Below are 25,598 nucleotides of genomic sequence, written 5' to 3'. Positions count from 1 at the left end.
CAAATGCCAAAGACTGATTACGACGGTCCCATTCTTGAGATCAACAACCTGTCGATCTCCTTCTTCACCCGCCTGCGGGAGATTCCCGCCGTGATGGATTTCTCCGTCAATGTCCAACCGGGGGAGGCCGTGGGGCTGGTGGGCGAAAGCGGCTGCGGCAAGTCGACCGTGGCGTTGGGCGTGATGCAGGATCTGGGGCGCAACGGGCGGATCGTGGGCGGCACGATCAGGTTCAAGGGGCGCGACCTGTCGACCATGTCGCGCGAGGAGCTGCGCGACATTCGCGGCAGCGAGATCGCGATGATCTACCAAGAACCGATGGCGAGCCTCAATCCCGCCATGCGGATCGGCAAGCAGTTGATGGAAGTGCCGATGATCCACGCCGGCATGTCCGAGAAGGAGGCCCATGCCCGGGCGCTGCAGGTGGTTAGGGACGTGAAACTGCCCGACCCCGAGCGCATTCTGAAGGCCTATCCGCATCAGCTTTCCGGCGGGCAGCAGCAGCGCATCGTCATTGCCATGGCGCTGATGTCCGAACCCTCGCTCCTGATCCTTGATGAGCCGACCACCGCGCTCGACGTGACCGTTGAGGCGGCGGTGGTCGACCTAGTGAAGGATCTGGGCAAGAAATACGGCACGTCGATGCTCTTCATCTCGCACAACCTTGGGCTGGTGCTGGAGACCTGCGACCGGATCTGCGTGATGTATTCGGGCGAGGCGGTGGAGAAAGGCTCGATTCACGATGTCTTCGACGAGATGCAGCATCCCTATACGCAGGCGCTGTTCCGCTCGACCCCGCTGCCGGGGGCCGACAAGAACGCGCGGCCCCTGAAGGCGATCCCGGGCAATTTTCCCCTGCCCCATGAACGCCCGCCGGGCTGTAACTTCGCCCCACGCTGCGACTATTTCGTCCCCGGCCGCTGCGACGCCGCGCCGATCCCGATGGAGAGCGTGCCCGGCAACCACCGGCACGAGACCCGCTGCATCCGCTTTCAGGAAATCGACTGGCAAGCGCCTTTGGAACTGGCCGAGGTCAAGGAAAAGGGCGATGTCGGCGAGGTCGTCCTCAAGATGGACAGGCTCAAGAAATACTACCAAGTCGCGGCCAATGCCATGTTTGGCGGCGGCAATACCAAAGTGGTGAAAGCCAATGAATCCCTAAGCTTCGAGGCCCATGAAAGCGAAACCCTCGCCATCGTGGGCGAGTCGGGCTGTGGCAAGTCCACATTCGCCAAGGTGCTGATGGGGCTTGAGACGGCGACCGAGGGGCATATCTACCTCGACGGGCAAGACATCGGCGGCGTGCCGATCGACGATCGCAGCACCAAGAACGTCGCCGATGTGCAGATGGTGTTCCAAAACCCCTTCGACACGCTCAACCCCTCGATGACCGTGGGGCGGCAGATCATCCGCGCGTTGGAGATCTTCCGCATCGGCAAGAGTGAGAAAGAGCGCCGTCAGCGCATGCTGGAACTGCTCGATCTGGTGAAACTGCCCCGCGAATTCGCAGGCCGGATGCCGCGCCAACTGTCGGGCGGGCAAAAGCAGCGCGTCGGCATCGCCCGCGCCTTTGCCGGGGATGCGCGGATCGTCGTCGCGGACGAGCCCGTCTCGGCGCTCGACGTGAGCGTGCAGGCCGCCGTCACCGATCTGTTGATGGAAATCCAGCGCGAGCAAAAGACGACGCTTTTGTTCATCTCTCACGATCTGTCGATCGTGCGCTACCTCTCGGACCGGGTGATGGTGATGTATCTGGGCCATGTGGTCGAATTGGGCGACACCGATCAGGTCTTCGCCCCGCCCTATCACCCCTATACCGAAGCGCTGCTGAGCGCGGTGCCGATTGCCGATACCAAGGTCAAAAAGAAACACATCGTGCTGGAAGGTGACGTGCCTTCGGCGATGAACCCGCCCCCGGGCTGCCCCTTCCAGACCCGCTGCCGGTGGAAATCGCAGGTGCCGGGCGATTTGTGTGAACGCGAGGTGCCGCCAATGGTGTCCTTGGCCGATGGCCATCAGATCAAATGCCACCTCACCGCTCAGCAATTCGCCGAGATGGAGCCGGTGATCGAGACAGGCGCAGCGGCGGAATGAAAAAAGGCGCGGTTCCGAAGAACCACGCCTCATGCCTCAGGCTGTCTAAGGGGGAACGGCCTGAGGTTATGACGATCCGGCCTGTATGGCCAAATCAGGCCCGGATTTAGGGATCAACGGGCGAGCCGGCGGTGTTCACATTGGCCAGACCTTCGGCCACGACATCCGCGAAGGTCGAGACGAGCGCCACATAGAACTCTGTGTCGGAGGGCTGCACGTTGACATAGCCTTCGGGCGCGATTTCATCGCCGCTATAGGCCGAGATCATCACCGGGAAGCTCAGGCCCGCATTGTCGCCGGTGGGGCTTGTGATATCAACAACGCCTTCCAACTCATTGAATTCTTTGCTGTCGGGCAGCATTGTCGCGCCGTTCAAAGAGATTTTGCGAATGTCGATCTTGATCTGCGGGTCGGAGCCGTCACTGCTCAGCGGCACGCGCTCTGCCACTTCGGCGCGCAGGTCTTCTTCCAGATCAGGATAGAAATCCATGGCATTGCTGTCGGCGGCGGCGACCGAGGATTCAACGTCGATCTTCGAGACCATGATCTCGTTGTCAGCGAAGGCAGAGCCGCTCAGCGCGATAGCGCTTACACCAGCGGCAAGGGCGATGTTTTTGATATTCGTCAGCATGTCGTTCTCCTTTGAACTTTCATCTTGGCGGCGAGAATGCCCCGCGGCAAAGTTTCTGATCAAAGAACACCACGATTGCCCCGGCGGTTCCCAAGGAGGCCGACGCCAGAGGGGCCAACGCGGGCGCAAATAGGCGGACAAACGCTCAAGCGCAGCGACCACCCTTTAGATATCAATAACTTAGCTGCCCGCGATCACTTTAACGTAATTGCGGGTTTCCTTATAGGGCGGGATGCCCCCGTATTTCTTCACCGCCCCCGGACCCGCGTTATAGGCGGCCAGCGCAAGCTCCCAACTGCCGAAAGCGCGGTATTGCATTTTGAGGTAACGCGCCCCGCCTTCGAGGTTTTGCACCGGATCGGCGGGATCGACACGCAGCGCCCGCGCGGTCTGCGGCATCAACTGCGCCAGCCCCATTGCCCCCTTGTGCGACAGCGCCTTGGGGTTCCACCCGCTTTCCTGCTGCACCAGCCGCAAAAACAGATCGACCGGGATGCCATGGCGCGTGGCCGCGGCGCGTGCATGGGTGAGAAAGGCTCCTTTGTACGAACCGTTGTATTTCGGCACGTCCCATTTCGTCGGGGTGACGACTGTGGGCGGCTGCAGCCGCACGGAGGCGGAATACTGTTTCGACGCCCGATTATCGAGGATGCTTTTCTGCGACGCGAAGAGCCCCGCCCGGTTCTTGCTGGCGAACATATCGGCAGCCGCTGGTGCCGCCCCCGTCGCGATCATTCCGGCTGCCGTCAAACTCACCGCCGCCAGACCGGCCAAAAGTCCCGTCTTTCGCATATCTACCCCCTGCCGTTGCATTGCGCGCAGTATACTCAAATGCGCCCCTTCTACCAGCCCCCGAAATCCCAGCCGTTTCGCGGGCCGCGGCGATGGGCAGCGGGATGGAAAGCCGGTGTCATCCGGCGAACAAGCACGATATAAACAGCCGAATTGGGCGCGCTCGGATTCGCGCCCGACGCAATGACACAGCAATGACAAACGAGGGGGCAAGATGGCCGGCTCAGTGAACAAAGTGATCCTTATCGGCAACCTCGGGCGCGACCCCGAGGTGCGGTCGTTCCAGAACGGCGGCAAAGTGTGCAACCTGCGCATTGCCACCTCGGAGACATGGAAAGACCGCAACACCGGCGAACGCCGCGAGAAGACCGAATGGCATTCGGTGGCGATCTTTCAAGAAGGGCTCGTCCGCGTGGCTGAGCAATACCTCAAGAAGGGCTCCAAAGTGTATATCGAAGGCCAGTTGCAGACCCGCAAATGGCAAGACCAGAGCGGTCAGGACCGCTATAGCACCGAAGTCGTGCTGCAAGGCTTTGGCGGCACGCTGACCATGCTCGACGGTCCCGGCGGCGGCTCGGGCGGCGGCGGTGGTGGCGGCTACGGTGGTGGCGGCGGTGGCGGCTACGGCGGTGGCGGCAATGACTACGGCGGTGGCTATGACAGCGGCCCGTCCTCTTCGGGCGGCGGCGGCGGTGGCGGCAGCCGTGACCTCGATGACGAGATTCCGTTCTGATTTAGACTATTGGGTGGGGCGCTGGAGCGCCCTGCCCGCCTTGAGCGACGGCTCAAGATTACCACCCAGCCCGGAATCAAGCCGAAGGCGCCGGGCCATCGCCTGCCCGCCCCACCGGTTAGGCGATTTGGTGAGGTTAGCCGCGACTTTGCGAGCGCACATCACGGTTGAAGCATAAAGTGGCACGAAGCGAGGTTGGATCGCCGCCCCACGGGCAGGCGATGGCCCTCGGCTAGACAGCCGCCTCGCGCAGAGACACGTCTCAGGCCAACTGATCCGAAAATTACCTAGCCCGAATTTTAACTGCAGGCGATGGCCCTTTACGCGAAGCCGTAGCCGTGGGGCTTCAGCCGAGCGCATCCCGCAGCAGCCCAAGCACCTCGGCGTTCTCCACCTCGACCCCGGCAAAAGCCTGCCCGATGCCGCGCGCTAGAACGAAGCGCAAACGGCCATCGACGACCTTCTTGTCCTGCCCCATCAGCCGCAGCAGTTCCTCGGCCTCGGGCAGGTTGCCGGGAATGTCGCGCAGGTCGGTCTTCATCCCCATCTGGACCAAATGGGCGCGCAGACGGCTCGGGTCTTCCTGCGGGCAAAGCCCCAGCCGGGCGGAAAGCTCAAAGGCCAGCGCACAGCCAATTGCCACGCCCTCGCCGTGCAGCAGCCGGTCGGAATAGCCCGTCGCCGCTTCGAGCGCATGGCCGAAAGTATGGCCAAGGTTCAACAGCGCACGGTCGCCCTGCTCTGTCTCGTCCCGCGCCACGATATCGGCCTTCATCTGAACCGACCGGCGCACCGCTTCGATCCGGGCGGCCATATCGCCTGCCGCAAGGGCTGGACCCTGCCCTTCCAGCCAATCAAAGAACGCCGCGTCGCCAAGCAGCCCGTATTTCACCACCTCACCATAACCGGCAAGGAAATCCCGGTCGGGCATGGTGCCCAACACCTCGGTATCCGCCAGCACGAGGCTGGGCTGGTGGAAGGCGCCGATCAGGTTCTTCCCTTGGCGCGCGTTAATCCCGGTCTTGCCGCCGACCGAACTGTCGACCTGCGCCAGAAGAGAGGTGGGGATCTGCACAAAACGCACCCCGCGCCGCAGCACGGCGGCGGCAAAGCCCACCAGATCACCGATCACCCCGCCGCCAAAGGCCACGACGATATCGCCGCGCTCCACCTGTTCATCAAGCAGCCAGTCCACGCAGCGCTGAAGATTCGCCCAATCCTTCGTCCCCTCGCCGGGGGCGAGTTCCAGCGCCGACATCGCGATGCCCTCGGCCGCCAATCCCTCCCGCAGCGCGTCTAAATGCAATTCGGCGACGCGGCTTTCGGTGATGACGGCCACCCGCTTGCGGCGCAGCAGCGGTGCGATCAGCGCGCCCGCGTCCGCCAGCAAGCCCGGCCCGATGACCACGTCATACTCCCGCCCCGGCAGGGCGACGGAAACCGTCTCACGCATCCACTCTCTCCAAAACATCGGGCCTTGTCAGCAGCTTGTCGATCACCCGGTTGGCCATGGCGTCAATCGACAGGCGCGGATCGCAGCGCACCGAAAGATCCGCCAGCCGGTACAGCGGCACCCGGTCGCGATAAAGCGCCGCCAGCGTGGCCTTTGGATCAGACGTGCGCAGCAGCGGACGGCTGTCTTTGTAGCGCACCCGGTTCCACAGCAGCTCCAAATCCGCATCGAGCCAGAGCGCCACGCCGTAAGCCGCGATATTGTCGCGGTTCACCTCGGCCAGAAAGGCGCCGCCACCGGTCGACAGGATGCAGCGCTCCTCGGCCAATAGCCGCGCGATCACCTCGGTTTCGCGTTTGCGAAAGAACGGCTCCCCGTCGCGGGTGAAAATCTCCGGCACGCTGAGATTGGCCGCCGCTTCGATTTCCGCATCGCTGTCCAGAAAAGGCGCGCCCAGTTTGGCCGAGACCGCACGCCCCACCGCCGTCTTGCCCGCGCCCATCATGCCAACCAGCGCCACCGTCTTGTTCAGACGGTAGCGGGGCGGCGTTTCTTCGCCATCGGTCATGCTGTGCTTAATTCCGCTCATTTTTCTCTGAATGACGTGATCTTGCCGAAAAGGCCATATATAGTTTGGCAAAATAGCAGAATTCCGGGCAGGCATAAATCATGGGTAAACTTTTCAAGCTTTTGATATTTCTATTGATTGTCGGCTTCATCGGTCTTGTGGGCTATGCCTATGTCGGGCCTTTCTTTGGCGTGGATTTTTCGCCCGAACAAATTGAGACGCGCCAGCCTGTCACGCTGACTGCGGATTGAGCGGCGTGTTAAACGCCCTGTCCAAAGGCAAATGGGCCCTTTGTGCTGCGTTGATTTGCTCGGTCAGCGCCACGGCCCTGCTGGCCGAATCCGAAGAAGACCGCAATCTGGGCCGCGAATCGCGGCAAGCCTCTGAAAAGCAGGAAAAGCCATCCCCGGCCAATGATCAGCCGCTTTCGGTGATCGACTGGCTGGGCGCGCAGTCGCCGCCCGAAAACCGGCCCAAACGCCCGCCCAACCCGGGCCGGGTCCCGGAACCGCCCGTGGCCAACAGTGCGCTGCCGCCGCCCGTGCAGGTCACGCCCTTGGGCGATGGCGCGCCGCGCCGCATCGGGCTGGTGCCCGGCTCGGTCACCGGGCTGCGCGGGGACATCTGGCTGGCCAGCGACACGACCGCCCTGATCGACCGCATCCGCGACTTGCCGGACCTGCATCTGCCCGCCGCTCAGGCGCTGCTCTACACCGTGCTTCTGGCCGAGGCGCAGGCCCCGCAGGGCGAGGCGCGCAACGGCGATCTTTTGGCGCTGGCGCGGGGCGAAAAGCTGATGGAGCTCGGCGCTCTCGACCCGGCGCTGTCGCTGATCGAACAGGCCGGGGTGACCACCTCGACCGCGCATTTCGACCTGTGGATGCAGCTTTCCCTGCTCACCGGGACCGAGCATCGCGTCTGCGAGCGGCTGATGAAATCGCCGCATCTGACCCGCGACTATGGCACCCGGATTTTTTGCAACGCCCGCGCCGGCAATTGGGAGAACGCAGCCCTCACCTTTGGCTCGGCCCAAGCGCTCGGCCTGCTGCCCGAGGCGCAGCTCGAACTCTTCGACCGTTTCTTGAACCCGGATTTCTACGAAGGGGCCGAACCCCTGCGCGTGCCGCGTCAGATGGACCCGATGACCTTCCGCCTGTTTGAGACCATTGGCGAGCCCTTGCCCTCCAACATCCTGCCGCGCGCCTATGCGGTGGCCGATCTGCGCGACATCGCCGGATGGAAGGCCCAGCTTGAGGCTGCCGAGCGGCTGACCCGTGCGGGCGCCCTGCCCGACAACCTGCTGCTGGGGCTTTACACCGACCGTCAGCCCGCCGCCTCTGGCGGGGTCTGGGACCGGGTCGCGGCGTTGCAACGGTTTGAGACGGCCCTGCGCACCAGCAGCGCCGAAGCGGTGGCCAAGACCCTGCCGCCCGCGTGGGAGGCGATGCGGGAAGCCTCTCTCGAAGTGGCCTTTGCCGCGCTCTTTGCCGAACCGCTCTCGACCATTCCGCTGGCGGGCCAAACTGCGCGTCTGGCGCGGGATGTGGCCCTGCTGTCGCCCGACTACGAAGCCGCCGCGGCGCGGGTGATCGGCAAGTCCCCCGAGGACGAATTGCTGCGCGCCGTGGCGGTGGGCGATGCGCCCAATGGCCCCGCGCCCGATGCGCCATTGGCCGCGGCGGTGCATGACGCTTTTTCCAATCCCGCCCCCCGGGCCGACCTGATGGCGCTGGCGCGGGACAAGGAATTGGGCATGGCGATTTTGCGCCTATTGTCGCTCTTGCATGACGGGGCGAGTGGTGACACATCGGCGCTCCGCGACGCCCTAGCCACCCTGCGCGCCCTCGGGTTGGAAGACACCGCCCGACGTGCCGCCTTGCAGATTGTATTGCTCCAGCAATGATGATGTCCCAGACCCCGACCTTTCATTGGATCTCCAGCTTTCTGGAGGCCGCCGCCGCCGAACAGGGTGCCGCCACCAATACGCAGCTGGCCTATGGCCGCGACCTGAAGGATTTTGACTCCTTTCTGGCGCAGCGCAACCATGATTTCCTGACCGCCAGCCGCGGTGAGGTCGAAGATTACCTTGTCTATTGCGATGCGCAGGGGCTGGCCAAGTCCACCCGCGCGCGGCGGCTCTCGGCGATCAAACAACTCTACCGTTTCGCCTTTGAGGAAGGGCTGCGCGAAGACAACCCGGCGGTGCAGATCGCCGGACCGGGGCAGGACAAACGCCTGCCCAAGATCCTGTCCGAGGAAGAGGTCGACCGGCTGCTGGATGCCGCGCGCAACTCTGGCCGGTCGCTGGCCGATCAACTGCGCAACACCTGCCTGATGGAGCTGCTCTATGCCACCGGCATGCGGGTCAGCGAGCTGGTCAGCCTGCCGGTCAGCGCCGCGCGGGGCGATCCGCGGCTGCTGCTGATCTCGGGCAAGGGCGGCCGCGAGCGGCTGGTGCCCCTGTCAGAGCCTGCCCGCGACGCGCTGGCGGCTTGGCTTGTGGCGCGCGACAAGGCGGATGAGGCGGCCCAGGCCAAGGGCAAACCGCCCGCGCGGCACCTCTTCCCCTCACGCGGGGCGATGGGCCATCTGACGCGGCATCGCTTCTATCTGCTGATCAAGGAATTCGCCGTCACCGGCGGCGTGCCGCCCGAGAAAGTCACGCCCCACACCCTGCGCCACGCCTTCGCCACGCATCTGCTGGCCAATGGCGCCGATCTGCGGGCGATCCAGACCATGCTCGGCCACGCCGATGTCGCCACGACCGAGATCTATACCCATGTTTTGGAAGAGCGCCTTTCGGACCTCGTGCTGGAGCGTCACCCCCTCGCCAAGGAGGGCACCCGCAAGCCCGACGGCAACACGTCTTCCGAAGGCCAGTAACCGCTTTTCAGTGCGTCTGCATAGGCGCGCGGCAAGCCTGCCTTGGCCATATCGGCCAGGGCACCGGCCACATCGTAGCTCAGCCGGTGAAAGCTCACCTCGCCCCCGTCGAGAAGCGCCAGCCGCGTCTGCTGGCCGCCGTCATGGGGCGGCATGCCGATCACGCCCGCGTTGATCCACCGCCCGCGCGCTGTCTCGTGGATGAAGGGCAGACCGGAGTGGCCTGCGATGATATGATCGACGGGGCCCGCGATGTCTTCCAGCGCCCGCCATTCCTCTTCGAACACCGCCACCGCAGTCTCGGACCAGATGAACCGCGCTACATCGCGCACCCCGCCGTGGATCACGCCATAGCGCTGACCCTGATGCCGGAACACCGCCACATCCGGCAGGCGGCCCATCCAATTTTTCGCGCCTGCGTCCAACTGGGCTGCCGCATGGGCGTACCACGCGCCCGACAGCATATCGCAACTGCTGCCCGGCGCGAAGCCGCAGCCGCAATCCTCGGCGCCGCTGGCCAGTTGCACCTCGCAATTGCCCGCCACCACGGCACAGCCAAGCGCCCGGATCGCCGCCACGCATTCGCGCGGCGCGCCGCAATAGGCGACACTGTCGCCGGTGCAGATCATCTGCCCCCCGTCGATGCCGCGTGTCGCGGCGAAAGCCGCCAGCGCCTCGACCGCCTGAAGGTTGGAATAGGGCCCGCCAAAAAGCAGCAGCGGCCCGTCCAAAACCCCAAGCTCCGCGCAGTTGATTTTCGCCTGCATCGCACCACCCTGCCCCGTTGCAACCCTTGAATGACGCAGCCCCTGCGCCCATAACATTCGCAACACATAATGAATGGATTTAGACCTCATGGAAACGGGCCCCGCCCTTTTTGACACCGCTTTCTGGATCAGCACCGGAATTATCCTGCTCCTCCTTGTCCTGTCGGGCTTCTTCTCGGGCTCCGAGACCGCCCTGACCGCCGCCTCGCGCGGCAAGCTGCGCGCGCAGGCCGACAAGGGCGCAAGCGGCGCGATCCGCGCGCTCAAGATCACCGAGGATAACGAGCGTCTGATCGGCTCAGTCCTTTTGGGCAACAACTTGGTCAACATCCTTGCCGCCTCGATGGCGACGGCGCTGTTTACGCGGCTCTTCGGCGAAAGCGGCGTGGCGCTGGCGACGCTGGTGATGACGCTTCTGGTGCTGGTCTTTGCCGAGGTGCTGCCCAAGACCTATGCCATCACCAATGCCGAAACGGCGGCGGCGCTGGTCTCGCGCCCGATTAGCATCGTGGTGCTTGTCTTCTCGCCCGTGGTGACGGCGGTGCGCTATTTCGTGCGCGGGGTGCTGCGGCTTTTCGGCGTGCAGATCGACCCCGACAGCAACATTCTGGCGGTGCGCGAGGAAATCGCCGGGGCGCTGCAACTGGGCCATTCCGAAGGTGTCGTCGAAAAGGAAGACCGCGACCGAATATTGGGCGCGCTCGACCTGCGCGAACGCGCGGTCGAAGAGGTCATGCTGCACCGTTCGGGGATCGAGATGATCGACGCGGATTCAGACCCGACCGAAATCATGGAGAAATGCCTGCAATCGAACCACACCCGCCTGCCGGTCTTTCGCGATGACCCGGAGAACATCATCGGCGTGATCCATGCGAAAGACCTGTTGCGCGCCATGTACAAGCTGATCGGCGGCCCCAACGGCGATGCCGCAGCGCTTAACGGGTTCAACGTGGCCGACGTGGTGATGAAACCCTATTTCGTGCCCGAAACCTCGACCCTGGACGAACAGATGCGCCAATTCCTGCGCCGCCGCACGCATTTTGCACTGGTGGTGGACGAATATGGCTCGCTCCAAGGCCTGATCACGCTCGAAGACATCCTCGAAGAGATCGTGGGCGAGATCACGGATGAGTTTGACCCCGATGCGGATCACCCGCTTAAACAATCCGAAGATGGGCATCTGATGGTCGAAGGCGCAATGACCATCCGCGACCTTAACCGCGCGACCGATTGGTCCCTGCCCGATGATGAGGCCAATACCGTGGCCGGGCTGGTGATCCATGAGGCGCAGATGATCCCCACCGTGGGGCAGGTCTTCTCCTTCCACAACTTCCGCTTTGAGGTGATCGAGCGGGATGGCAACCGGATCACCCAGCTCAAGATCCGCCCGCTCTGATCCGGCCTAGGCTGGCGTTTCCACCGCGGTCTGCACCTCTTTGCAGGCGGCGGACCAGATGCGCGCGCGGTCGGGGCCGAAGGGCACCTCTTCGAAGGCGCGGCGCAGGTGATCCTCTGCCGCCTCACGGGCGGCGGTCGACAGGCCGGGATCGGGGTGCTGCATCAGCCCTGTGAGCACCTCCTGCAAGACCATTTGCACATCGACGACCGAGGCGCCATCGCGCGCCAGCGCCCCAAATCCGTCTTCGATCAGCGCATCCGCCGGGATCGGCGGGATATGCAGGTACGGCAGCGTGACCTCGCCGCCCGGTTTGGATTCATCCGAGTAATAGGACAGCACGCGCCCGATGCGGGTGATCACGTCAATCGCCGTGCCGCCATCGTTGATCCCCGGCGACAGCGCCTTCGAGGCAACCTCGCCCAGCACCCGCAGGCCGAAACGCGGGTCTTGGTCAAAGGTGCGCAGATCGCCCAGTTGCACGGTGTCAAAGACCTTCTGCTCAAGACTGTCCCAATCATGCTCATCGTCCTGCGGGCGGCCCCGCCGGGTGACCATGACCAGAGGCTCACCGACAAAGACGAAATCACCGATCCGCCGGGGCATATAGATTGCGGCCCCATGGTCGCGCGCCTGCTGGTCCAGCGCCTCGGGGTAGATATGTTTGATATAGCCGCTCTCGGGGGCAAAGATCGGGCGCGCATCCTCGGGCACCGGGCCGGTCAGGGGATGCCCGCCCATGCAGGGCGTCTTTAGACGCTCCTTGAACAATGAGGTGGTCACCGCCTCGATCTGGCGGGTGGTGTCGATCAGGCTGCCGAAGCTTTGCAGATGCAGCACCCAGCGGATCAGGAAAATCACGATGATCGCCAGCACCAGTACCGTGGTCAGGAACAGCACAAAGGAGCGTTCATCGACATAGATGCCCAACTCGCGCATGATAATCGCCACCAGCGCATAGACATAGGCGCCGATAAAGACCGCCAGCGTGTTCTGCGTGGTGCGGTCCTGAATGATCAGACGATGCGCCCGTGGCGTGAACTGGGCCGAGGACGAGCGGTAGACCGTGACCATGATGGTGATCGAAAAAATGGTGACCGCCAGCATCGCATCTGCAATGATCTGCAACAGACGATCCGCCGCTTCGCCGGTCAGCCTCGTGGCGACTTCCTTGGGCACCAAAGGCTCGAAAAGCTGGGTCAGCCCAAGGGCGACAAAGGCCAGCAGCCCCATGAAGACCACCCGCACCCAAAGTTTGCGAGAGTACTCGCGGGCTTTGCGAAACAGGGTGTGCGGGATCAGGTCTTTGATATTCATGGGGCAAGGGTAGCACGAAAAAGCGCCCTGCCAACGGCAGCTTAGCGGGAATCTGCAATCCCGTGCGGCACAAGAAAACACTTATCCTCGCCTTGCCCGCCCGCTAGTCTGGCGGCATGACAATAGCCTCTCTGCCCGTGATCCTCCTCGCTGCCGGTGCCGCCACTCGGATGCGGGGGCGTGACAAATTGATGGAGGACATCGGCGGTGAGCCCTTGCTGCGCCGTCAGGCGCGGCTGGCACGGGGCATTGGCCCCGTCACCGTCGCCCTGCCGCCCGCGCCGCATCCGCGCTACAGGGTGCTCAGCGGATTGGACATCACGCCGCTGCCCATCCCCGAGGCCGCTGAGGGCATGGGCGCCAGCCTGCGCCGCGCCTTTGCTACCCTGCCGTTGGACACGCCTGCCGCCATGGTCCTGCTGGCCGATATGCCCGCACTTGAGGCCAGTGATCTCTCCCATCTCGCGGCTGCGGTGGACCTGACGGGCGAGACCCTGATCTGGCGCGCGACCACGGAGGACGGCAAGCCCGGGCATCCCATCGTCTTTGCCGCCGCGCTTTTCGATCAGTTGAAACAGCTGCACGGCGATGATGGGGGCCGCGCGATCGTGCGCGCTGCCGCAGACCGGATGCAGCTTGTGCCCCTGCCCGGCCAGCGCGCGCGGCGCGACCTCGACACGCCCGAGGACTGGGCGGCATGGCGCGCAGAGCAGAAATAGCCCGCGCATGAAAAAACGGGGCGGTCGCCCGCCCCGTTCTCAAACCGTGTTACGCTCGGCTTTTGCCGGATTACTTCACCAGCAGGCTGGCCTCGTGCTTTTTCAGCGACCGGCGCGCGGCGGTGTAGCCTTCGATCCCGTCCTTCGTCGCCAGTTCGGGGAACAGCTCGAAGATCTCCTGACGCTGCTCTTCACCGATACCGGCCAGCGACATGTCACCGGGCTGGAAGCTCTCGGTCCATGTGCCGTCAGAGAGGATCACCTCGTGGCGGTCGAACATCACATGGATGTAGCTGGTGCCCGACACCTCGACCACGTCGATGCCCTCCATCCCGGTCAGATGTTTCGCCGCGACCAGAACCTCACGCTCTTCGAAGTAGAGCGCGGTTTTCTCATTGGCGACCAAGACGCGGTGGTTGGGGCTGACCATCATGTCACGCTCGGGCAGATCGTTGCCAAGCGCGCCCTTGCGGATCAGTACAGGCTTGAGATGGGCGGCCATTTCGAACTCGGCCCCGGTCATCTCACGCGCGCCGACCCAGCGGATTGTCTGGATGCCGTTGTCGCGGGTGATGACCCGGTCACCGACCTCAAGCGCCTCGACCGGCACCTCGCCGCGCGGCGTGGCGATTTTGGTCCCCGGGGTGAAACAGGGGATCACATTCTCGATCTCGACGAAGTTCAGACGCCCGGCATCGCTGCCATCTTCGTTGAAGTAGTCAACGAAACCGTCTTCGCGGTCGTCGGAGGTATAGGTGATCTCCAAACGGCCGCCCTCGGGGGCAGAGCCGCGCAGGTCGAGCGTGTCGTAATCCACGCCCGCGCTGCCGCCGTCGACATCGTCGCCTGCGTTGACATTGACAAAGCTGTCCTGATCGGCACCGCCGGTCATCACATCAACGCCTGCGCCACCGTCGAGCAGGTCGTCGCCCTGACCGCCCATCAGCGTGTCGTCGCCTTCGCCGCCCATCAGCGTGTCATTCTCACCGCCACCGTCGAGCAGGTCATTGCCTCCGCCGCCGACCAGCAGGTCATCGTCGCGGTTGCCGCGCAGGGTGTCGTCGCCGGTGCCGCCGTCAAGCTCGTCATTGCCCTGACCGCCCGACAGGCTGTCGTCGCCCTGACCGCCCAGCAATGTGTCGTTGCCGGTATTGCCTTCGATGATGTCATCGTCGACCTGACCATCGATATAGTCATCGCCCGAGCCGCCGCGCAGCAGGTCGGCGTCATCGGCGCCATAGATCACGTCATTGCCCGCGCCACCGTCGACCGTGTCCATCCCGTTGTTCGGGTTGCGGTCGGGGGTGAAGGGGTTGGACGCATCCTCTTCGTCGGGGATGTCGAGCACGTCGAGACCCAGATCGGGGTCGTTGCCCGCATAGATCGTGTCGTTGCCAGCGCCGCCGAGCAGGCTGTCGTTGCCCTCTCCGCCGACGATCCGGTCATCGCCGTCACCGCCGTCGACGATATCGTCGTCGATGCCTGCGTTGATCACGTCATCGCCGGTGCCGCCGGTGATGGTGTCGCGGTCGTCGCCGGTGCTGATCGTGTCATTGCCCGCCCCGCCATCGACGGAGTCGCGGTCATTCTCGGGGTCGGCGTCGGGGTCAAAGCCCAGATCGTCGCTGTCGCTTTCCGGGTAGCCCAGATCGGGGGCGAGGTCATCGTTGCCGGTGGTGATCATGTCGTCCCCATCACCGCCCTCGACCACGTCGGAGCCTGCGCCCGCCTCGACGATATCATCGCCGTCGCCTGCAAGGATGGTGTCGTCACCATCGCCGGCGCGAACATAGTCGTCGTCGCCTTCCGCATCGGGCAGGATCGCGTCGTCATTGTCGATCATGTCGCCATCGGGGTCGCCGGTATAGGCGGTGTCGATCAAGTCTGCGCCCGCTGTGCCGTCGACATAGCCGTCACGGGTCGAACCGCCGTCGCCCACCGTCACGGTCACCGAGCCTTCGTCGGTCAGGCCGTCGGGGTCGGACACGGTATAGGTGATCGTCGCATCGCCGGTGAAGCCGTCATTGGCGACAAAGGTGATGGTGCCATCGTCGTTGATGGTCACGGTGCCATCATCGCTGGAGGCATCTGTCACGCTCAGGGTGTCGCCGTCGACATCGGTGTCATTGTCGAGAACCGGGATCACGACCGGATCGGTGCCGGTGGTGTCGGCGGTGTCATCATTGGCGACGGGGGCGTCATTCACCGGGTTCACGGTGACATTCACGGTGCCGGTGTCGGTGCCGCCATTGCCGTCATCCACGGTATAGGTGATCGTGGTCTCGCCGTTGAAATCCGGGTCCGGCGTGAAGGTCAACGTGCCGTCGTCATTGATGACGACCGGCCCCGCCGGGCAGCTTGCCATGGTGACGGTCAGCGTGTCGCCATTGGCGTCGCTGTCATTGCCCAGCACGTCGACGGTGCCGGAGGTGTCTTCGTCGATCTCGAGCACATCGTCCTCGGCCACTGGCGCATCATTGCCGCCGCCCTGCGGTTGGCCATCGTCGAAAACCACATTGTCGATCGCGCCCGAGCCTTCAAAACGCACTTCGAAGCGCGACACGCCGTCGATGTTGAACTGCACGAAACGCTCACCGCCATCGCCGGTGGGCTGCACATAGTGATTTTGGATCACGTTGCCATTGTCATCGTAAAAGATGACACGGGTGCCCTCGCCGCCGGTCTCTTCGATGTCTTTGAAGGTCACGCCCTTCATGCGCACCATCTCATCGAAGTCAAAGAACAGGCTGCCGCCGCCGGCGTTGTCATCCGGGTCGCTCTGGTCGCCGTCTTCGGAGACGATCAACAGCCCCTCAAGCGTGTCGGAGGCCAGATCGCTGTCGCCGCCCGTCGGGTTGCTGCTGTCAAAGATCATCGCATCGCCAGAGCCGCCGCTGGCCGAGACGGTCACGCCCAGATCCGCATATTCGTCGTCAATGATGGTGCCTGCGCTGAACGCATTGAAATCAAGTGTTCTAATCATTGTGAAATCTCCTGAGCGGTGTTGCACGCGGCGCGCAACGCGGCCGTCTTGGAAGTGGATGCTGTTTCAATCTGAGAATTGGAGCGCCGAACGGCAGAGCGGTCGAACCGGGCATTTCTTGCCCCGCAGAAGGCCAGTGGCAGGGCCTGTCGCTTGTGTATCATCTCGTCTCTCCCTCCGTTCACATGCGCCCCGCTGGCAGAAATCCAGATCGGGCGGCACGCATCCTTGCAGCAACGAAGGGGAAGAGCCGAAACATGACCCACAGCCGAGGCGCGGTGCGCTTCGGTATGTTGTGTTTACGGTCGCAAACTTGCGGCGTATCCACATTTCCCGCATCCCTGATGCGCTTAATGCGGCCGCCCCCGTGACCTACAGACTTCTATGCCCCCCAGTTGGGCACCTATAGGAATAGCCCTCCTATACGAATGGACAAAGCAAAAAATGTTTGAAAATTGCCGGAACCAAATGAAGTTTTGCCGCAATTCAGGTGGTTTAGCACGTGATTCCGACGCGATTGTTTCCGGGCCGCTCAATTGCGGATTTGCAAAACGCCATAAGATTAAGGTGAATTAACGCCCCTCGGCCGCACCACCATTCCCACGGCTAGTAATACTGTTTCGCATTATGGGACAATGCCGCCGCAAAACAGCCGCATCTGCGCCGCCTTGTTTTCGTCATTCTTTTCGATTGCTTGTTCACCCGCTGGAACCAATTGCCCATAAACATGCGAAACTGGTGACGAAACCACGGGCGGCCCGCCTTATTCCCGCCGAATCAATACATCGCAGCAGTGATGCCCCACGGCGCAGGAAACAGCGCAGACTCCGACGTCATGAGGGACTGCGTCCTGCGCCCCTTGAACGGCTTCGAATACCCGCCGAGTGACGCCCAAAGCGCCCCGCGAAAATGCGCCAAATTCGACGCTCAAAACGACACTTCAGACACCGCAAGCGACACCGCGCCGAGGGGGCGCAAACCTCAGCCATAGTGGGTTCTGCGCCCCGCAGATGCGGCATTGTGTCGCACCCCTATTTCACCCTATTGCAAAGCCCGCCCGGGTGGACCAAATGCGCGGCATGTTGATGTATGCTGTTCATAAGAGGCGCCCGCGCAAGCCGGGCACGCTGCTGAACCGCCGGTAACCCCGGTCGGACAGGCCGATCCGCCTGTCTAGACCATTGGGGTTCCAACTGACTTTCCGGATCACACTCGGGATGAGACCCACACAACCGGCCCGGCCCGGCCTTCTGGCCCGACCGTCGTCTTTTGCGGATCCTTCCCATTTCGACCTTTTTGATATGGAGCATGCCATGCACTTCCGCCTGCTGAAAAACACCAACCAGATCGCCGGGATGCCCGGAACCGCCTTTAATGGCACCCTCGGTCAAGTCGCCAATGCCGAGGGGCTCGCCCTTGTCGCCATGCTGCGCCGCGTGCTGCGCGACACCGCGCGCCGTTGGGACCGTAACCGCACGCTGTCGACGCTGAACGCGATGGACGACCGCCTGCTGCAGGATATCGGCCTGAACCGCAAAGACATCCCCCAATACATCCGCGATATGGAAAGTTTTTCCCGCCGCTAACCGGCCCTGGCCGCGCCCCGCTTGCTGGGCCACGGCACACCTTAAAAATATGGCGTTCTGCATGGGAACGCCGCATATAGCGGCATCGCGTCAGGCCCGGCGCGGTGCCCGTTCTTGCGTCTTGCGCCCGGCAATCGTGTTGCACAGGGGCGCATGATTTGTTTTCATATCTCCAGCAAACCCGCCCATCGAAAGCTGCCGCGCCTATCGCGCGACCGGCTCCTTCTTGATGGAAAGGGGCAAAGATCAGCGGTGCGCGGCTGCGCGACACTGCGGATACAATAGAGGAGATATCACTATGAAACGCTATTTGCTTGGCACGGCTTTTGCCGTCGCAACCCCGATGGCCGCCGCTGCACAGGACTGTGGCGAAGTCTCGATCGCCGAGATGAACTGGGCCTCGGCGCAGATCGTCACCGCCGTCACCGAATTCCTGCTGACACAGGGATATTCCTGCGACGTCACCGTGGTGCCTTCGGACACCACCCCCGCCGTGACCTCCTTGTCGGAGAACAACGAGCCGGACATCGTGCCCGAACTGTGGCCGAACTCCGCCGGTGACGCGTATAAAAAGCTGAAAGCGGATGGCAAGATCGTTGAGCTGACCTCCGTGCTTGATCCCGGTGGCGTCGAAGGTTGGTGGATCCCCACCTATCTGGCCGAAGAGCACCCCGAGTTGAAGACCATCGAAGGCATCTTGGAAAACCCCGAACTGGTCGGCGGCATGTTCAACAACTGCCCCGATGGCTGGGGCTGCCGCGTGGTGAGCGACAACCTTGCGCGGGCCTATGACCTCGAAGGCAACGGCATCGAAGTCTTCAACCACGGCTCGGGCGAGACGATGGTGACCTCGATGGCCTCGGCCTATGAGAGCCAGGAGCCGTGGTTCGGCTACTACTGGGCGCCGACGACGCCGCTTGGCAAATACGACATGACCAGCGTCGATCTGGGCGAATATGACGAAGCCGCGCATAACGCCAACCAGAACGCCGACACCCCCGACCCCAAGCCCTCGGCCTTCCCGACCGCGCCGGTGCTGACCGTCATGACCAAGGATTTCCACGACGAGAACCCCGAGATCGCGGAGTTCATCGGCAATGTGACCTTCAAGACCGAAGAGATGAGCAAGCTGCTGGCATGGCAGGGTGAGAACAACGCCTCTAACGAAGAGGCGGCGGTGTATTTCCTGCAAAACAACAAGGACGTCTGGGCCGAATGGCTGAGCGATGACGCCCGCGGCAACCTGTCCAAGCTGCTTGAGCAGTAAGACAGACTGACCAAAACGGCGGGCGGGGAACTCAACCGGGTTTCCCGCCCGTTCGTTTCGATGACCGGCGGCAAGACTTACGTCTTTTCATACCGACTGCGCCTTGGCCCCTTTGGCCCGAAGCGCAGTTCCTTTGTAAGGACATAGGTTTGGATTGCCGCCACTGCATGGGGCAGCCGACGCCGCGCGGTCTGCGCGGCGCACCGGCCCCCTCCCCAAAAGCAAACGGTCTGATGCAGACCGGGAAAGCGACAGATGGCAACCTACGACAATCTCTTTGACACGCTCGGTCTGCGGGACTGGTGCGGCGATGATCAAGGCGGCGGGCTAAGCTCCATGGCCGATCTCATGGGCCAAGCGGGCGGTGACACCGACACCACGCTTTGGGACATGCCCTTCCCCTCTCTGGATGCGCTGCACGACAGTTGCGAAGCGATCCCGCAATCGCGCGACCTGACCCAAGGGCTGGAGCAAGGCTTCCTTGCCATTAAGGACAGTCTCAAAGTTGTTGTCGACCCCCTCACCCAACCGCTGAGCTGGGCGCTGGAAAACGCGCTTTGGCTGATGCAATCGGTGCCGTGGTTCGTGATGATCCCGCTTTTGATGGCGATCACCTATGCGGTGGGCCGTTCGCTTAAACTGGTGGGGCTGGTGGCGCTGGTGTTTGGTTTCCTCGCCTTCATCGACTTTTACGAACACACGATGCAGACCCTGGCGATCATCTTTGTCTGCGCCTTCATCTGCGTGCTCTTCGGCGTGCCCATCGGCATCGCCATGTCACGCAGCGACCGCGTACAGCGCACGATGATCCCGGTGCTGGACATGCTGCAAACCCTGCCGCCCTTCGTCTACCTCATTCCGCTGATCTTCCTGTTCTCGGTGACCGAGCCCAAGCTCTACGGCATCGCGATCATCCTCTATGCCATCGTGCCGGTGGTGCGCCTGACAGACCTCGGCATCCGGCTGGTCGATAAGGACGTGATCGAAGCCGCCGATGCCTTTGGCATGACCAACCGCCAAAAGCTCTTCAAGGTGCAGATCCCGCTGGCGCTGCCCAATATCATGGCCGGTGTGAACCAGACCATCATGATGAGCCTTGCCATGGTCGTGATCGCTTCGCTGGTCTCCGCCCCCGGCCTCGGCGTGCTGGTGCTGCGCGGCATTCGCAGCCTTGAATTGGGCGTGGGCCTCCTGTCGGGTCTGGGGATCGTGCTGCTTGCGATCATCCTCGACCGGGTCACCAAAGCCGCGCTTGCGCGGATCAACGCGGCGCAGAAGTGAGGCCAGACATGACAGACAACATCAAGATTTCCGTCCGCAACCTCTATAAGATATTCGGCGACGACCCCAAAATGGCGCTGGAGAAGGTCCGCGGCGGCATGTCCAAGGCCGAACTTCAGGCCGAGACCGGCCATGTGCTGGGCCTCAATGACATCAACGTGGACATGCCCGCGGGCAAGACCACGGTGATCATGGGGCTCTCGGGCTCGGGCAAATCGACGCTGATCCGCCACCTCAACCGGCTGATTGACCCCACGGCGGGCGAGGTCATCGTGAACGGCGAGAACATCCTCGACTATAACGAGCGTCGCCTGCGCCAGCTGCGCAAGCATGACATGTCGATGGTGTTCCAAAAGTTCGCCCTTCTGCCCCACCGCACGGTGCTGGAAAACACCGGACTGAGTTGGGAGATCGAAGGCAAGAGCCGCAGCAAATACGCGGGTGAGGCCACCAAATGGCTCAACCGCGTCGGGCTGGAGGGTCAGGGAGAGCAGTATCCCGCGCAGCTTTCCGGCGGGATGCAGCAACGTGTGGGCATCGCCCGCGCCCTGACCTCGAACTCCGACGTGATGCTGATGGACGAGGCGTTTTCCGCGCTTGACCCGCTGATCCGCACCGACATGCAGGATCTGCTGATCGAATTGCAGGAAGAACTGCATAAGACGGTGATCTTCATCACCCACGATCTGGACGAGGCGCTGAAACTGGCGGACCATCTGGTGATCCTCAAAGACGGGTTCATCGTCCAACAGGGCGAGCCGCAGCACATCCTGCTGAACCCCAACGATCCCTATATCGAAGCCTTCGTCAGCGACATCAACCGCGCCCGCGTGCTGCGCGTCCGCTCGGTCATGGAAAAGACCGATGTGCCGCCAACGGATGTGGCCGGTGAGGTCGATTTCGACGACACGCTGGAAAGCATCATCGCGGTCTCTGGCGGGGATACCACCAACAACTACCGCGTGATGCGCGCGGGTAAACAAGTCGGCGTGCTGCATATGCGCGATCTGGTGCGCGCATTGGTGCCACGCCACCCCGGCGAAGCGGCCGAATAACGTCGCGGCAGCCCCGCGGCGGGAAACAAGAAGGGCAGCATCCGGTCACAGAGCCACTGCTGCCCTTTTTGCAGGACGCCCCCGCATTTACGCCCCAAAACCCCTCATAAAACAAAAACTTAAACGCCGTTTCATTATGTAAAACGGCGCTTTGCCGCCGATCAAAATCCTTGCGTCCTATTGACACTCACCCCCACGATTGGCCTATGGGGGATGAAATTTAAAACTGGGGTTCAAGATGCCGCAATCTGCTACGGCCAATATTCTCACTGTTCTCGACACCGACTTCAAAGGCATCATCGAGGAGTGGCTGGGAACGCAGGTCAAAGAGGGCGTGAAACGTTCTGACCTGTTCTCCGATGCGGAAAGCCGGACCCAGAACCGCGAATTGCTCAAAGCCTTCTCCAAAGGTGTGCGCAATGGCGTCAGCGGCGAGGATTTCGACTTTGACGACACGCAGTGGGACGATCTGCGCGCTGTGCTGACCGATGTCAGCCGCGAGCGGGTCAACCGCGGCGTGACCCCGACCGAGATGGCAACCTTCGTGCTGGCGCTGAAGGCGCCGCTGTTCAAACGGCTCGAAGCGATGCAAGACAGCGATCACGGGATGCTGATCCGCGACGTGATGCTGGTGACCCGTCTGGTCGATGCCTTTGCCATCTACACCAACGAGATTTTCATCCTTGAGCGTGAGCAGATCATCGACCGTCAACGCCAAGAGATGTTGGAGCTTTCGACCCCCGTGGTCGAGCTTTGGGACCGCGTTTTGACCCTCCCGCTGATCGGCACGCTGGATTCCGCCCGCGCCCAAGAGGTGATGGAGAACCTGCTGCAAACCATTCTGGAGCGTCAGGCCGAAGTGGTCATCATGGACATCACCGGCGTCGGCACCGTCGACACGCAGGTGGCGCAACACCTGCTGCGCGCGGCCGCCGCCGTGCGCCTGATGGGGGCGGAATGCATCATCAGCGGCATCAGCCCGATGATTGCCCAGACCATGGTGCAGCTTGGCATCGACGTGGGCACCGTTTCCACCCGGTCCAGCATCCGCACCGCCCTGTCGGATGCGCTGATGACCGTCGGCTATGTGATCAAGAAGACCGAGGGCCAATAAGGTGGCCGGTGTCACGTCGATTAATCTGGTCGAACATGCGCTCCTCGTTTCGATACAGGATGACATCACGGACACGGAGATTTTGGAGCTTCAGGATCGCCTGTCGAACAAGATATCCGACAATCGCGTCGACGGGGTGATCCTCGATATCTCGGCTCTTGAGATCGTGGACACTTTCGTGGGCCGTGTGATCGCGCAGCTTGCGGGGATTTCGCGGCTGCTTGCGGCGGATACCTATGTCGTAGGCATGCGCCCCACGGTCGCCGTCACGCTGGTCGAGCTTGGCATGTATCTGCCCGAAATTCGCACCGCCCTGAGCCTGACACATGCCCTCACCCAGCTACGTCGCTTTTGACGAAAAGGACCTAGGAGCGCAGGTTCTTCTCTCTCAGTTCAAGTTGAAGACCAGCGGTGACGCGGTAACGGTCCGCCAAGCCGTAGCGCGCTACATGAAGGAAAACGGCGCTTCGGCGCTGATGGTCACCCGATTTGCCACCGCCGTCAGCGAGATCGCCCGCAATGCGATCGTTCACGCTGGCGGCGGCGAATTTTCCATCTATGTCGACCCAAAGGCCAAGCGGCTGAGCGTGGTCTGTTGGGACAAGGGACCGGGGATCGAGGACGTGGCACTGGCCCTCACAGACGGCTATACCTCGGGCGGCGGGCTTGGCCGGGGCTTGGGCGGCGCGCAGCGGCTGGCCCAGAAGTTTGAAATCCGCACCGCCGTTGGCGGGGGCACCAGCGTGTTGATGAGTGTAAACCTATGATACAATGGGTCGAAGTTCAGGACCAAAGCGCCATCGCCGTGGTGCGCCGCGCGGCGCGCCGTCTCGCGGCGGATCACGGTTGGCCCAAACACCGGACTGATGAGTTGGCCATTGTCGCCACCGAGGCCACGACCAACATCCTGCGTTATGCCGATAAAGGCCGCGCCCTGATCACCGCCTCACCGGAGGGCAAGGGCGACCGGATCGTAATGGTCTTTACCGACCGCGGCCCGGGCATCGGCGATATGGACCGTATGTTCCAAGACGGCATGAGCAGCGGCGGCTCGGCCGGGCTGGGGCTTGGCGCGATCCGGCGCCTGTCGAATGACTTCGACATTTTCAGCGGGTCGGAGGTGGGCACCACCATCGTTTGCGGCTTTGTCAAAGACAGCACCCCCTGCCCGACCCATGGGGTTGAGGCCGTGGGCCTGCGGGTCTGCCACCCGAACGAAACCGAATGTGGCGACGATTACCTGCTGCGCAAAACGCCCACTGCCACCGATATCCTGCTCTGCGATGGTCTGGGCCACGGCCCCGAGGCCGCAGCCGCGTCGCTGGAGGTCACCGACGCCGTCCAAGCCACGAGCAGTTTCAACAGCGAGCCGGGCGCGGTGATGCATGAGGTGACCGACCAATTGACCGGCAAGCGCGGCGCGGTGGCGGCCCTTGTGCATATCGCACAGCCGCAGATGGTCCTGCGCTATGCCGCTTTGGGCAATATCGCCACCCTGCGAGTCCGCGACGGCGAGGTCAAACGCCTGCCGGTGCGCGACGGGCGGATCGGCGCCCGTGCCACCCGCGGCTATGAAGAGAGTTTTGACCTTCAACCGGGAGATCTGATGATCCTGCACAGCGACGGGTTGAAAACCCTGCGCGACAGCTATCTTCCACAGGGTCTATTGTGGAAATCTCCGCTTTTGATCGCCGGCTACTTGCTCGACCGGGCATTTCGCGGGCGTGACGACGCCTCCATCGTGGTCATACGCATTGCACGGGACGCGGACTGATGAAAGCAACCAACCTCACATCGGTGAACCTTGAGAAAGGCGGCGATATCGCGGCCCTGCGTCAGATCGCCCTGACCCTGACCGAGGCCATGCGCTTTACCTCATTCGAGCGGACGCGCACCGTCACCGCCGCTGTGGAACTGGGGCGCAACGCGATCGAGCATGGGCAGAAAGGCCGCGCGCGCTTTTCGCTTACGGATGTCAACGGCAAGCCCGCCCTTGGGCTGACGGTGATTGATCAGGGCCGCGGGATCGAAGAGGCCAAGCTCGACCCCAGCCGCGACATCGTGTCAGAGACAGGCATGGGGCTGGGCCTGCGCGGCGTGCAACGCATCGCGGCGCGTTTCGATGTGGATACCGGACAAGAAGGCACGCGAATTCACGCGGAATTCCTTCTGCCCGAACCGCAATCCGCCGTCGAACAAATCAAGGCCGATGCCATGGCGGCTTTGGAGGCCTATAACGCCAAAGACCCGACCGCGGCATTGACCGAACAGAACCGCGAACTTAGCGAAGGCATCGCCGACCGCGATCTTTTGATGCAAGAGCTTCACCACCGCACGGGCAACAACCTTGCCCTCATCGTGGCGCTGATCCGGATGAGCAAAACCCAAGCCAAGGCCGATGAGACCCGCCAGGTTCTGGGGGAGTTGGAGACCCGCGTAGGCTCGCTCTCCAAGGCGCATGAGCTGATGCAGCGCTCGACCAGCAGCACCGATCTTGACCTCTCGGATATGCTGGAGGAGGTCACCAAGAACGCCGAACGCGCCTTTACCGGAGATCGCCAGAACATCGGCATCAAACTGATTTGCCCCAGCCTCAAAATGGATAACAAATTGGCCGTCGACATTGGGCTGATCGTGGGCGAGTTGATCACCAATGCCTATAAACACGCCTTCAAGGGGCGCGACAAAGGGGTGATCACCATCGACGTCACCCAAGAGGACGACGATGGCCTGACGCTCAAGGTCTATGACGATGGCGTCGGCCTGCCCGAGAACGCAAAACGGCCTGAGCGGTCGGATTCGCTGGGATGGCGGATGATCCGCACGCTGACCTTCCAGCATGAGGCGACGCTGAAGGTCGAAGGCCATAGCGGGCTGTGCGTCGAGATCAGCTTCCCGGCACAGGACTAAGTGCCTTCGGCCCCTGCCCGCCGCTTTCGGGCCGCCGCGCCGGACTTTT

The 25,598-nt window shown here is 62.7% G+C and carries 23 protein-coding genes; 16 read left to right on the top strand and 7 right to left on the bottom strand.

Annotated elements, in window-relative coordinates:
• Positions 1 to 3: 3 nt before the first annotated feature.
• Positions 4 to 2,094, top strand: coding sequence for a dipeptide ABC transporter ATP-binding protein (locus ACGYLC_RS08930; RefSeq protein ID WP_394422660.1), 2,091 nt, complete (start codon positions 4 to 6; stop codon positions 2,092 to 2,094).
• Between the two features lie 106 nt (positions 2,095 to 2,200).
• Here ACGYLC_RS08930 and ACGYLC_RS08925 read toward each other — a convergent pair whose 3' ends face one another.
• Both ACGYLC_RS08925 and ACGYLC_RS08920 read right to left on the bottom strand, forming a co-directional pair.
• Complete coding sequence (locus ACGYLC_RS08925) at positions 2,201 to 2,725, bottom strand: hypothetical protein (RefSeq protein ID WP_394402169.1); 525 nt, start codon at positions 2,723 to 2,725, stop codon at positions 2,201 to 2,203.
• A 180-nt stretch (positions 2,726 to 2,905) separates the two neighbouring features.
• Positions 2,906 to 3,460, bottom strand: coding sequence for a lytic transglycosylase domain-containing protein (locus ACGYLC_RS08920; RefSeq protein ID WP_394422857.1), 555 nt, complete (start codon positions 3,458 to 3,460; stop codon positions 2,906 to 2,908).
• Positions 3,461 to 3,731: 271 nt separating this feature from the next.
• On the opposite strand from ACGYLC_RS08920, the gene ACGYLC_RS08915 reads away from it, so the two are divergent.
• Positions 3,732 to 4,250: a single-stranded DNA-binding protein gene (locus ACGYLC_RS08915; protein ID WP_394422658.1), complete on the top strand. Its 519-nt coding sequence runs from the start codon at positions 3,732 to 3,734 to the stop codon at positions 4,248 to 4,250.
• A 346-nt stretch (positions 4,251 to 4,596) separates the two neighbouring features.
• Here the strand turns inward: ACGYLC_RS08915 and aroB are convergent, their stop codons facing one another.
• Both aroB and ACGYLC_RS08905 read right to left on the bottom strand, forming a co-directional pair.
• Positions 4,597 to 5,703, bottom strand: a complete 1,107-nt coding sequence (gene aroB, locus ACGYLC_RS08910) for a 3-dehydroquinate synthase (RefSeq protein WP_394422657.1) — start codon at positions 5,701 to 5,703, stop codon at positions 4,597 to 4,599.
• Entirely contained in the window at positions 5,696 to 6,292 is a 597-nt protein-coding gene (locus ACGYLC_RS08905; protein ID WP_394402896.1) for a shikimate kinase, read from the bottom strand. The genes aroB and ACGYLC_RS08905 overlap by 8 nt, the downstream gene beginning before the upstream one ends.
• Positions 6,293 to 6,372: 80 nt before the next feature.
• On the opposite strand from ACGYLC_RS08905, the gene ACGYLC_RS08900 reads away from it, so the two are divergent.
• The 3 genes from ACGYLC_RS08900 to ACGYLC_RS08890 are packed head-to-tail and all read left to right on the top strand — an operon-like array spanning position 6,373 to position 9,154.
• Positions 6,373 to 6,522 (top strand): hypothetical protein, encoded by a 150-nt coding sequence (locus tag ACGYLC_RS08900; RefSeq protein WP_007120408.1) that lies wholly within the window; start codon positions 6,373 to 6,375, stop codon positions 6,520 to 6,522.
• Between the two features lie 5 nt (positions 6,523 to 6,527).
• Entirely contained in the window at positions 6,528 to 8,174 is a 1,647-nt protein-coding gene (locus tag ACGYLC_RS08895) for a hypothetical protein (protein ID WP_394422656.1), read from the top strand.
• On the top strand, positions 8,171 to 9,154 hold the full coding sequence (locus tag ACGYLC_RS08890; protein ID WP_394402892.1) for a site-specific tyrosine recombinase XerD: 984 nt from the start codon (positions 8,171 to 8,173) through the stop codon (positions 9,152 to 9,154). The genes ACGYLC_RS08895 and ACGYLC_RS08890 overlap by 4 nt, the downstream gene beginning before the upstream one ends.
• Here ACGYLC_RS08890 and ACGYLC_RS08885 read toward each other — a convergent pair.
• Positions 9,091 to 9,921: a metallophosphoesterase family protein gene (locus ACGYLC_RS08885; protein ID WP_394422655.1), complete on the bottom strand. Its 831-nt coding sequence runs from the start codon at positions 9,919 to 9,921 to the stop codon at positions 9,091 to 9,093. The two genes, ACGYLC_RS08890 and ACGYLC_RS08885, sit on opposite strands and share 64 nt — an antisense overlap.
• Positions 9,922 to 10,009: 88 nt before the next feature.
• On the opposite strand from ACGYLC_RS08885, the gene ACGYLC_RS08880 reads away from it, so the two are divergent.
• A complete protein-coding gene (locus ACGYLC_RS08880; RefSeq protein WP_394422653.1) occupies positions 10,010 to 11,317 on the top strand; it encodes an HlyC/CorC family transporter in 1,308 nt (435 codons plus the stop codon).
• Between the two features lie 6 nt (positions 11,318 to 11,323).
• Here the strand turns inward: ACGYLC_RS08880 and ACGYLC_RS08875 are convergent, their stop codons facing one another.
• Positions 11,324 to 12,634 (bottom strand): DUF2254 domain-containing protein, encoded by a 1,311-nt coding sequence (locus tag ACGYLC_RS08875; RefSeq protein ID WP_394422652.1) that lies wholly within the window; start codon positions 12,632 to 12,634, stop codon positions 11,324 to 11,326.
• 116 nt (positions 12,635 to 12,750) lie between these two features.
• On the opposite strand from ACGYLC_RS08875, the gene ACGYLC_RS08870 reads away from it, so the two are divergent.
• Positions 12,751 to 13,353, top strand: coding sequence for an NTP transferase domain-containing protein (locus tag ACGYLC_RS08870; protein WP_394422650.1), 603 nt, complete (start codon positions 12,751 to 12,753; stop codon positions 13,351 to 13,353).
• 70 nt (positions 13,354 to 13,423) lie between these two features.
• Here ACGYLC_RS08870 and ACGYLC_RS08865 read toward each other — a convergent pair whose 3' ends face one another.
• The gene (locus tag ACGYLC_RS08865) at positions 13,424 to 16,336 is read right to left on the bottom strand and encodes a Hint domain-containing protein (RefSeq protein WP_394422648.1); all 2,913 of its coding nucleotides are present in this window, start codon (positions 16,334 to 16,336) and stop codon (positions 13,424 to 13,426) included.
• 1,313 nt (positions 16,337 to 17,649) lie between these two features.
• On the opposite strand from ACGYLC_RS08865, the gene ACGYLC_RS08860 reads away from it, so the two are divergent.
• The 9 genes from ACGYLC_RS08860 to ACGYLC_RS08820 all read left to right on the top strand — a co-directional run bounded on the left by ACGYLC_RS08860 (position 17,650) and on the right by ACGYLC_RS08820 (position 25,549).
• Positions 17,650 to 17,922 (top strand): DUF1127 domain-containing protein, encoded by a 273-nt coding sequence (locus ACGYLC_RS08860; protein ID WP_394422647.1) that lies wholly within the window; start codon positions 17,650 to 17,652, stop codon positions 17,920 to 17,922.
• 298 nt (positions 17,923 to 18,220) lie between these two features.
• Entirely contained in the window at positions 18,221 to 19,189 is a 969-nt protein-coding gene (locus ACGYLC_RS08855; RefSeq protein WP_394422645.1) for an ABC transporter substrate-binding protein, read from the top strand.
• 255 nt (positions 19,190 to 19,444) lie between these two features.
• Positions 19,445 to 20,470: an ABC transporter permease gene (locus ACGYLC_RS08850; RefSeq protein ID WP_394402882.1), complete on the top strand. Its 1,026-nt coding sequence runs from the start codon at positions 19,445 to 19,447 to the stop codon at positions 20,468 to 20,470.
• Between the two features lie 8 nt (positions 20,471 to 20,478).
• Positions 20,479 to 21,525, top strand: coding sequence for a glycine betaine/L-proline ABC transporter ATP-binding protein (locus ACGYLC_RS08845; RefSeq protein WP_394422644.1), 1,047 nt, complete (start codon positions 20,479 to 20,481; stop codon positions 21,523 to 21,525).
• A gap of 238 nt (positions 21,526 to 21,763) precedes the next feature.
• Positions 21,764 to 22,639: an STAS domain-containing protein gene (locus tag ACGYLC_RS08840; protein ID WP_394422642.1), complete on the top strand. Its 876-nt coding sequence runs from the start codon at positions 21,764 to 21,766 to the stop codon at positions 22,637 to 22,639.
• 1 nt (position 22,640) lies between these two features.
• Entirely contained in the window at positions 22,641 to 22,994 is a 354-nt protein-coding gene (locus ACGYLC_RS08835) for an STAS domain-containing protein (protein ID WP_394422641.1), read from the top strand.
• Positions 22,966 to 23,406: an ATP-binding protein gene (locus ACGYLC_RS08830; RefSeq protein WP_394422640.1), complete on the top strand. Its 441-nt coding sequence runs from the start codon at positions 22,966 to 22,968 to the stop codon at positions 23,404 to 23,406. Before ACGYLC_RS08835 ends, ACGYLC_RS08830 begins: the two co-directional genes overlap by 29 nt.
• Positions 23,403 to 24,413, top strand: a complete 1,011-nt coding sequence (locus tag ACGYLC_RS08825; protein ID WP_394422639.1) for a SpoIIE family protein phosphatase — start codon at positions 23,403 to 23,405, stop codon at positions 24,411 to 24,413. Before ACGYLC_RS08830 ends, ACGYLC_RS08825 begins: the two co-directional genes overlap by 4 nt.
• On the top strand, positions 24,413 to 25,549 hold the full coding sequence (locus tag ACGYLC_RS08820; RefSeq protein WP_394422638.1) for a sensor histidine kinase: 1,137 nt from the start codon (positions 24,413 to 24,415) through the stop codon (positions 25,547 to 25,549). Before ACGYLC_RS08825 ends, ACGYLC_RS08820 begins: the two co-directional genes overlap by 1 nt.
• The last annotated feature ends 49 nt before the right edge of the window (positions 25,550 to 25,598 follow it).

This window comes from Sulfitobacter sp. 1A12157 (genome assembly GCF_043557345.1).
In the GTDB taxonomy this organism is placed as follows: domain Bacteria; phylum Pseudomonadota; class Alphaproteobacteria; order Rhodobacterales; family Rhodobacteraceae; genus Sulfitobacter.
This window is presented reverse-complemented; position numbering and strand designations above follow the sequence as displayed.

What these genes read in the sequence shown, in the direction of transcription:
- ACGYLC_RS08930 (WP_394422660.1), top strand. Translation starts at nt 4, where the DNA reads ATGCCAAAGACTGATTACGACGGTCCCATTCTTGAGATCAACAACCTG.
- ACGYLC_RS08925 (WP_394402169.1), bottom strand. Translation starts at nt 2,725, where the DNA reads ATGCTGACGAATATCAAAAACATCGCCCTTGCCGCTGGTGTAAGCGCT.
- ACGYLC_RS08920 (WP_394422857.1), bottom strand. Translation starts at nt 3,460, where the DNA reads ATGATCGCGACGGGGGCGGCACCAGCGGCTGCCGATATGTTCGCCAGC.
- ACGYLC_RS08915 (WP_394422658.1), top strand. Translation starts at nt 3,732, where the DNA reads ATGGCCGGCTCAGTGAACAAAGTGATCCTTATCGGCAACCTCGGGCGC.
- aroB (WP_394422657.1), bottom strand. Translation starts at nt 5,703, where the DNA reads ATGCGTGAGACGGTTTCCGTCGCCCTGCCGGGGCGGGAGTATGACGTG.
- ACGYLC_RS08905 (WP_394402896.1), bottom strand. Translation starts at nt 6,292, where the DNA reads ATGAGCGGAATTAAGCACAGCATGACCGATGGCGAAGAAACGCCGCCC.
- ACGYLC_RS08900 (WP_007120408.1), top strand. Translation starts at nt 6,373, where the DNA reads ATGGGTAAACTTTTCAAGCTTTTGATATTTCTATTGATTGTCGGCTTC.
- ACGYLC_RS08890 (WP_394402892.1), top strand. Translation starts at nt 8,171, where the DNA reads ATGATGATGTCCCAGACCCCGACCTTTCATTGGATCTCCAGCTTTCTG.
- ACGYLC_RS08885 (WP_394422655.1), bottom strand. Translation starts at nt 9,921, where the DNA reads ATGCAGGCGAAAATCAACTGCGCGGAGCTTGGGGTTTTGGACGGGCCG.
- ACGYLC_RS08880 (WP_394422653.1), top strand. Translation starts at nt 10,010, where the DNA reads ATGGAAACGGGCCCCGCCCTTTTTGACACCGCTTTCTGGATCAGCACC.
- ACGYLC_RS08875 (WP_394422652.1), bottom strand. Translation starts at nt 12,634, where the DNA reads ATGAATATCAAAGACCTGATCCCGCACACCCTGTTTCGCAAAGCCCGC.
- ACGYLC_RS08870 (WP_394422650.1), top strand. Translation starts at nt 12,751, where the DNA reads ATGACAATAGCCTCTCTGCCCGTGATCCTCCTCGCTGCCGGTGCCGCC.
- ACGYLC_RS08865 (WP_394422648.1), bottom strand. Translation starts at nt 16,336, where the DNA reads ATGATTAGAACACTTGATTTCAATGCGTTCAGCGCAGGCACCATCATT.
- ACGYLC_RS08860 (WP_394422647.1), top strand. Translation starts at nt 17,650, where the DNA reads ATGCACTTCCGCCTGCTGAAAAACACCAACCAGATCGCCGGGATGCCC.
- ACGYLC_RS08855 (WP_394422645.1), top strand. Translation starts at nt 18,221, where the DNA reads ATGAAACGCTATTTGCTTGGCACGGCTTTTGCCGTCGCAACCCCGATG.
- ACGYLC_RS08850 (WP_394402882.1), top strand. Translation starts at nt 19,445, where the DNA reads ATGGCAACCTACGACAATCTCTTTGACACGCTCGGTCTGCGGGACTGG.
- ACGYLC_RS08845 (WP_394422644.1), top strand. Translation starts at nt 20,479, where the DNA reads ATGACAGACAACATCAAGATTTCCGTCCGCAACCTCTATAAGATATTC.
- ACGYLC_RS08840 (WP_394422642.1), top strand. Translation starts at nt 21,764, where the DNA reads ATGCCGCAATCTGCTACGGCCAATATTCTCACTGTTCTCGACACCGAC.
- ACGYLC_RS08830 (WP_394422640.1), top strand. Translation starts at nt 22,966, where the DNA reads ATGCCCTCACCCAGCTACGTCGCTTTTGACGAAAAGGACCTAGGAGCG.
- ACGYLC_RS08825 (WP_394422639.1), top strand. Translation starts at nt 23,403, where the DNA reads ATGATACAATGGGTCGAAGTTCAGGACCAAAGCGCCATCGCCGTGGTG.
- ACGYLC_RS08820 (WP_394422638.1), top strand. Translation starts at nt 24,413, where the DNA reads ATGAAAGCAACCAACCTCACATCGGTGAACCTTGAGAAAGGCGGCGAT.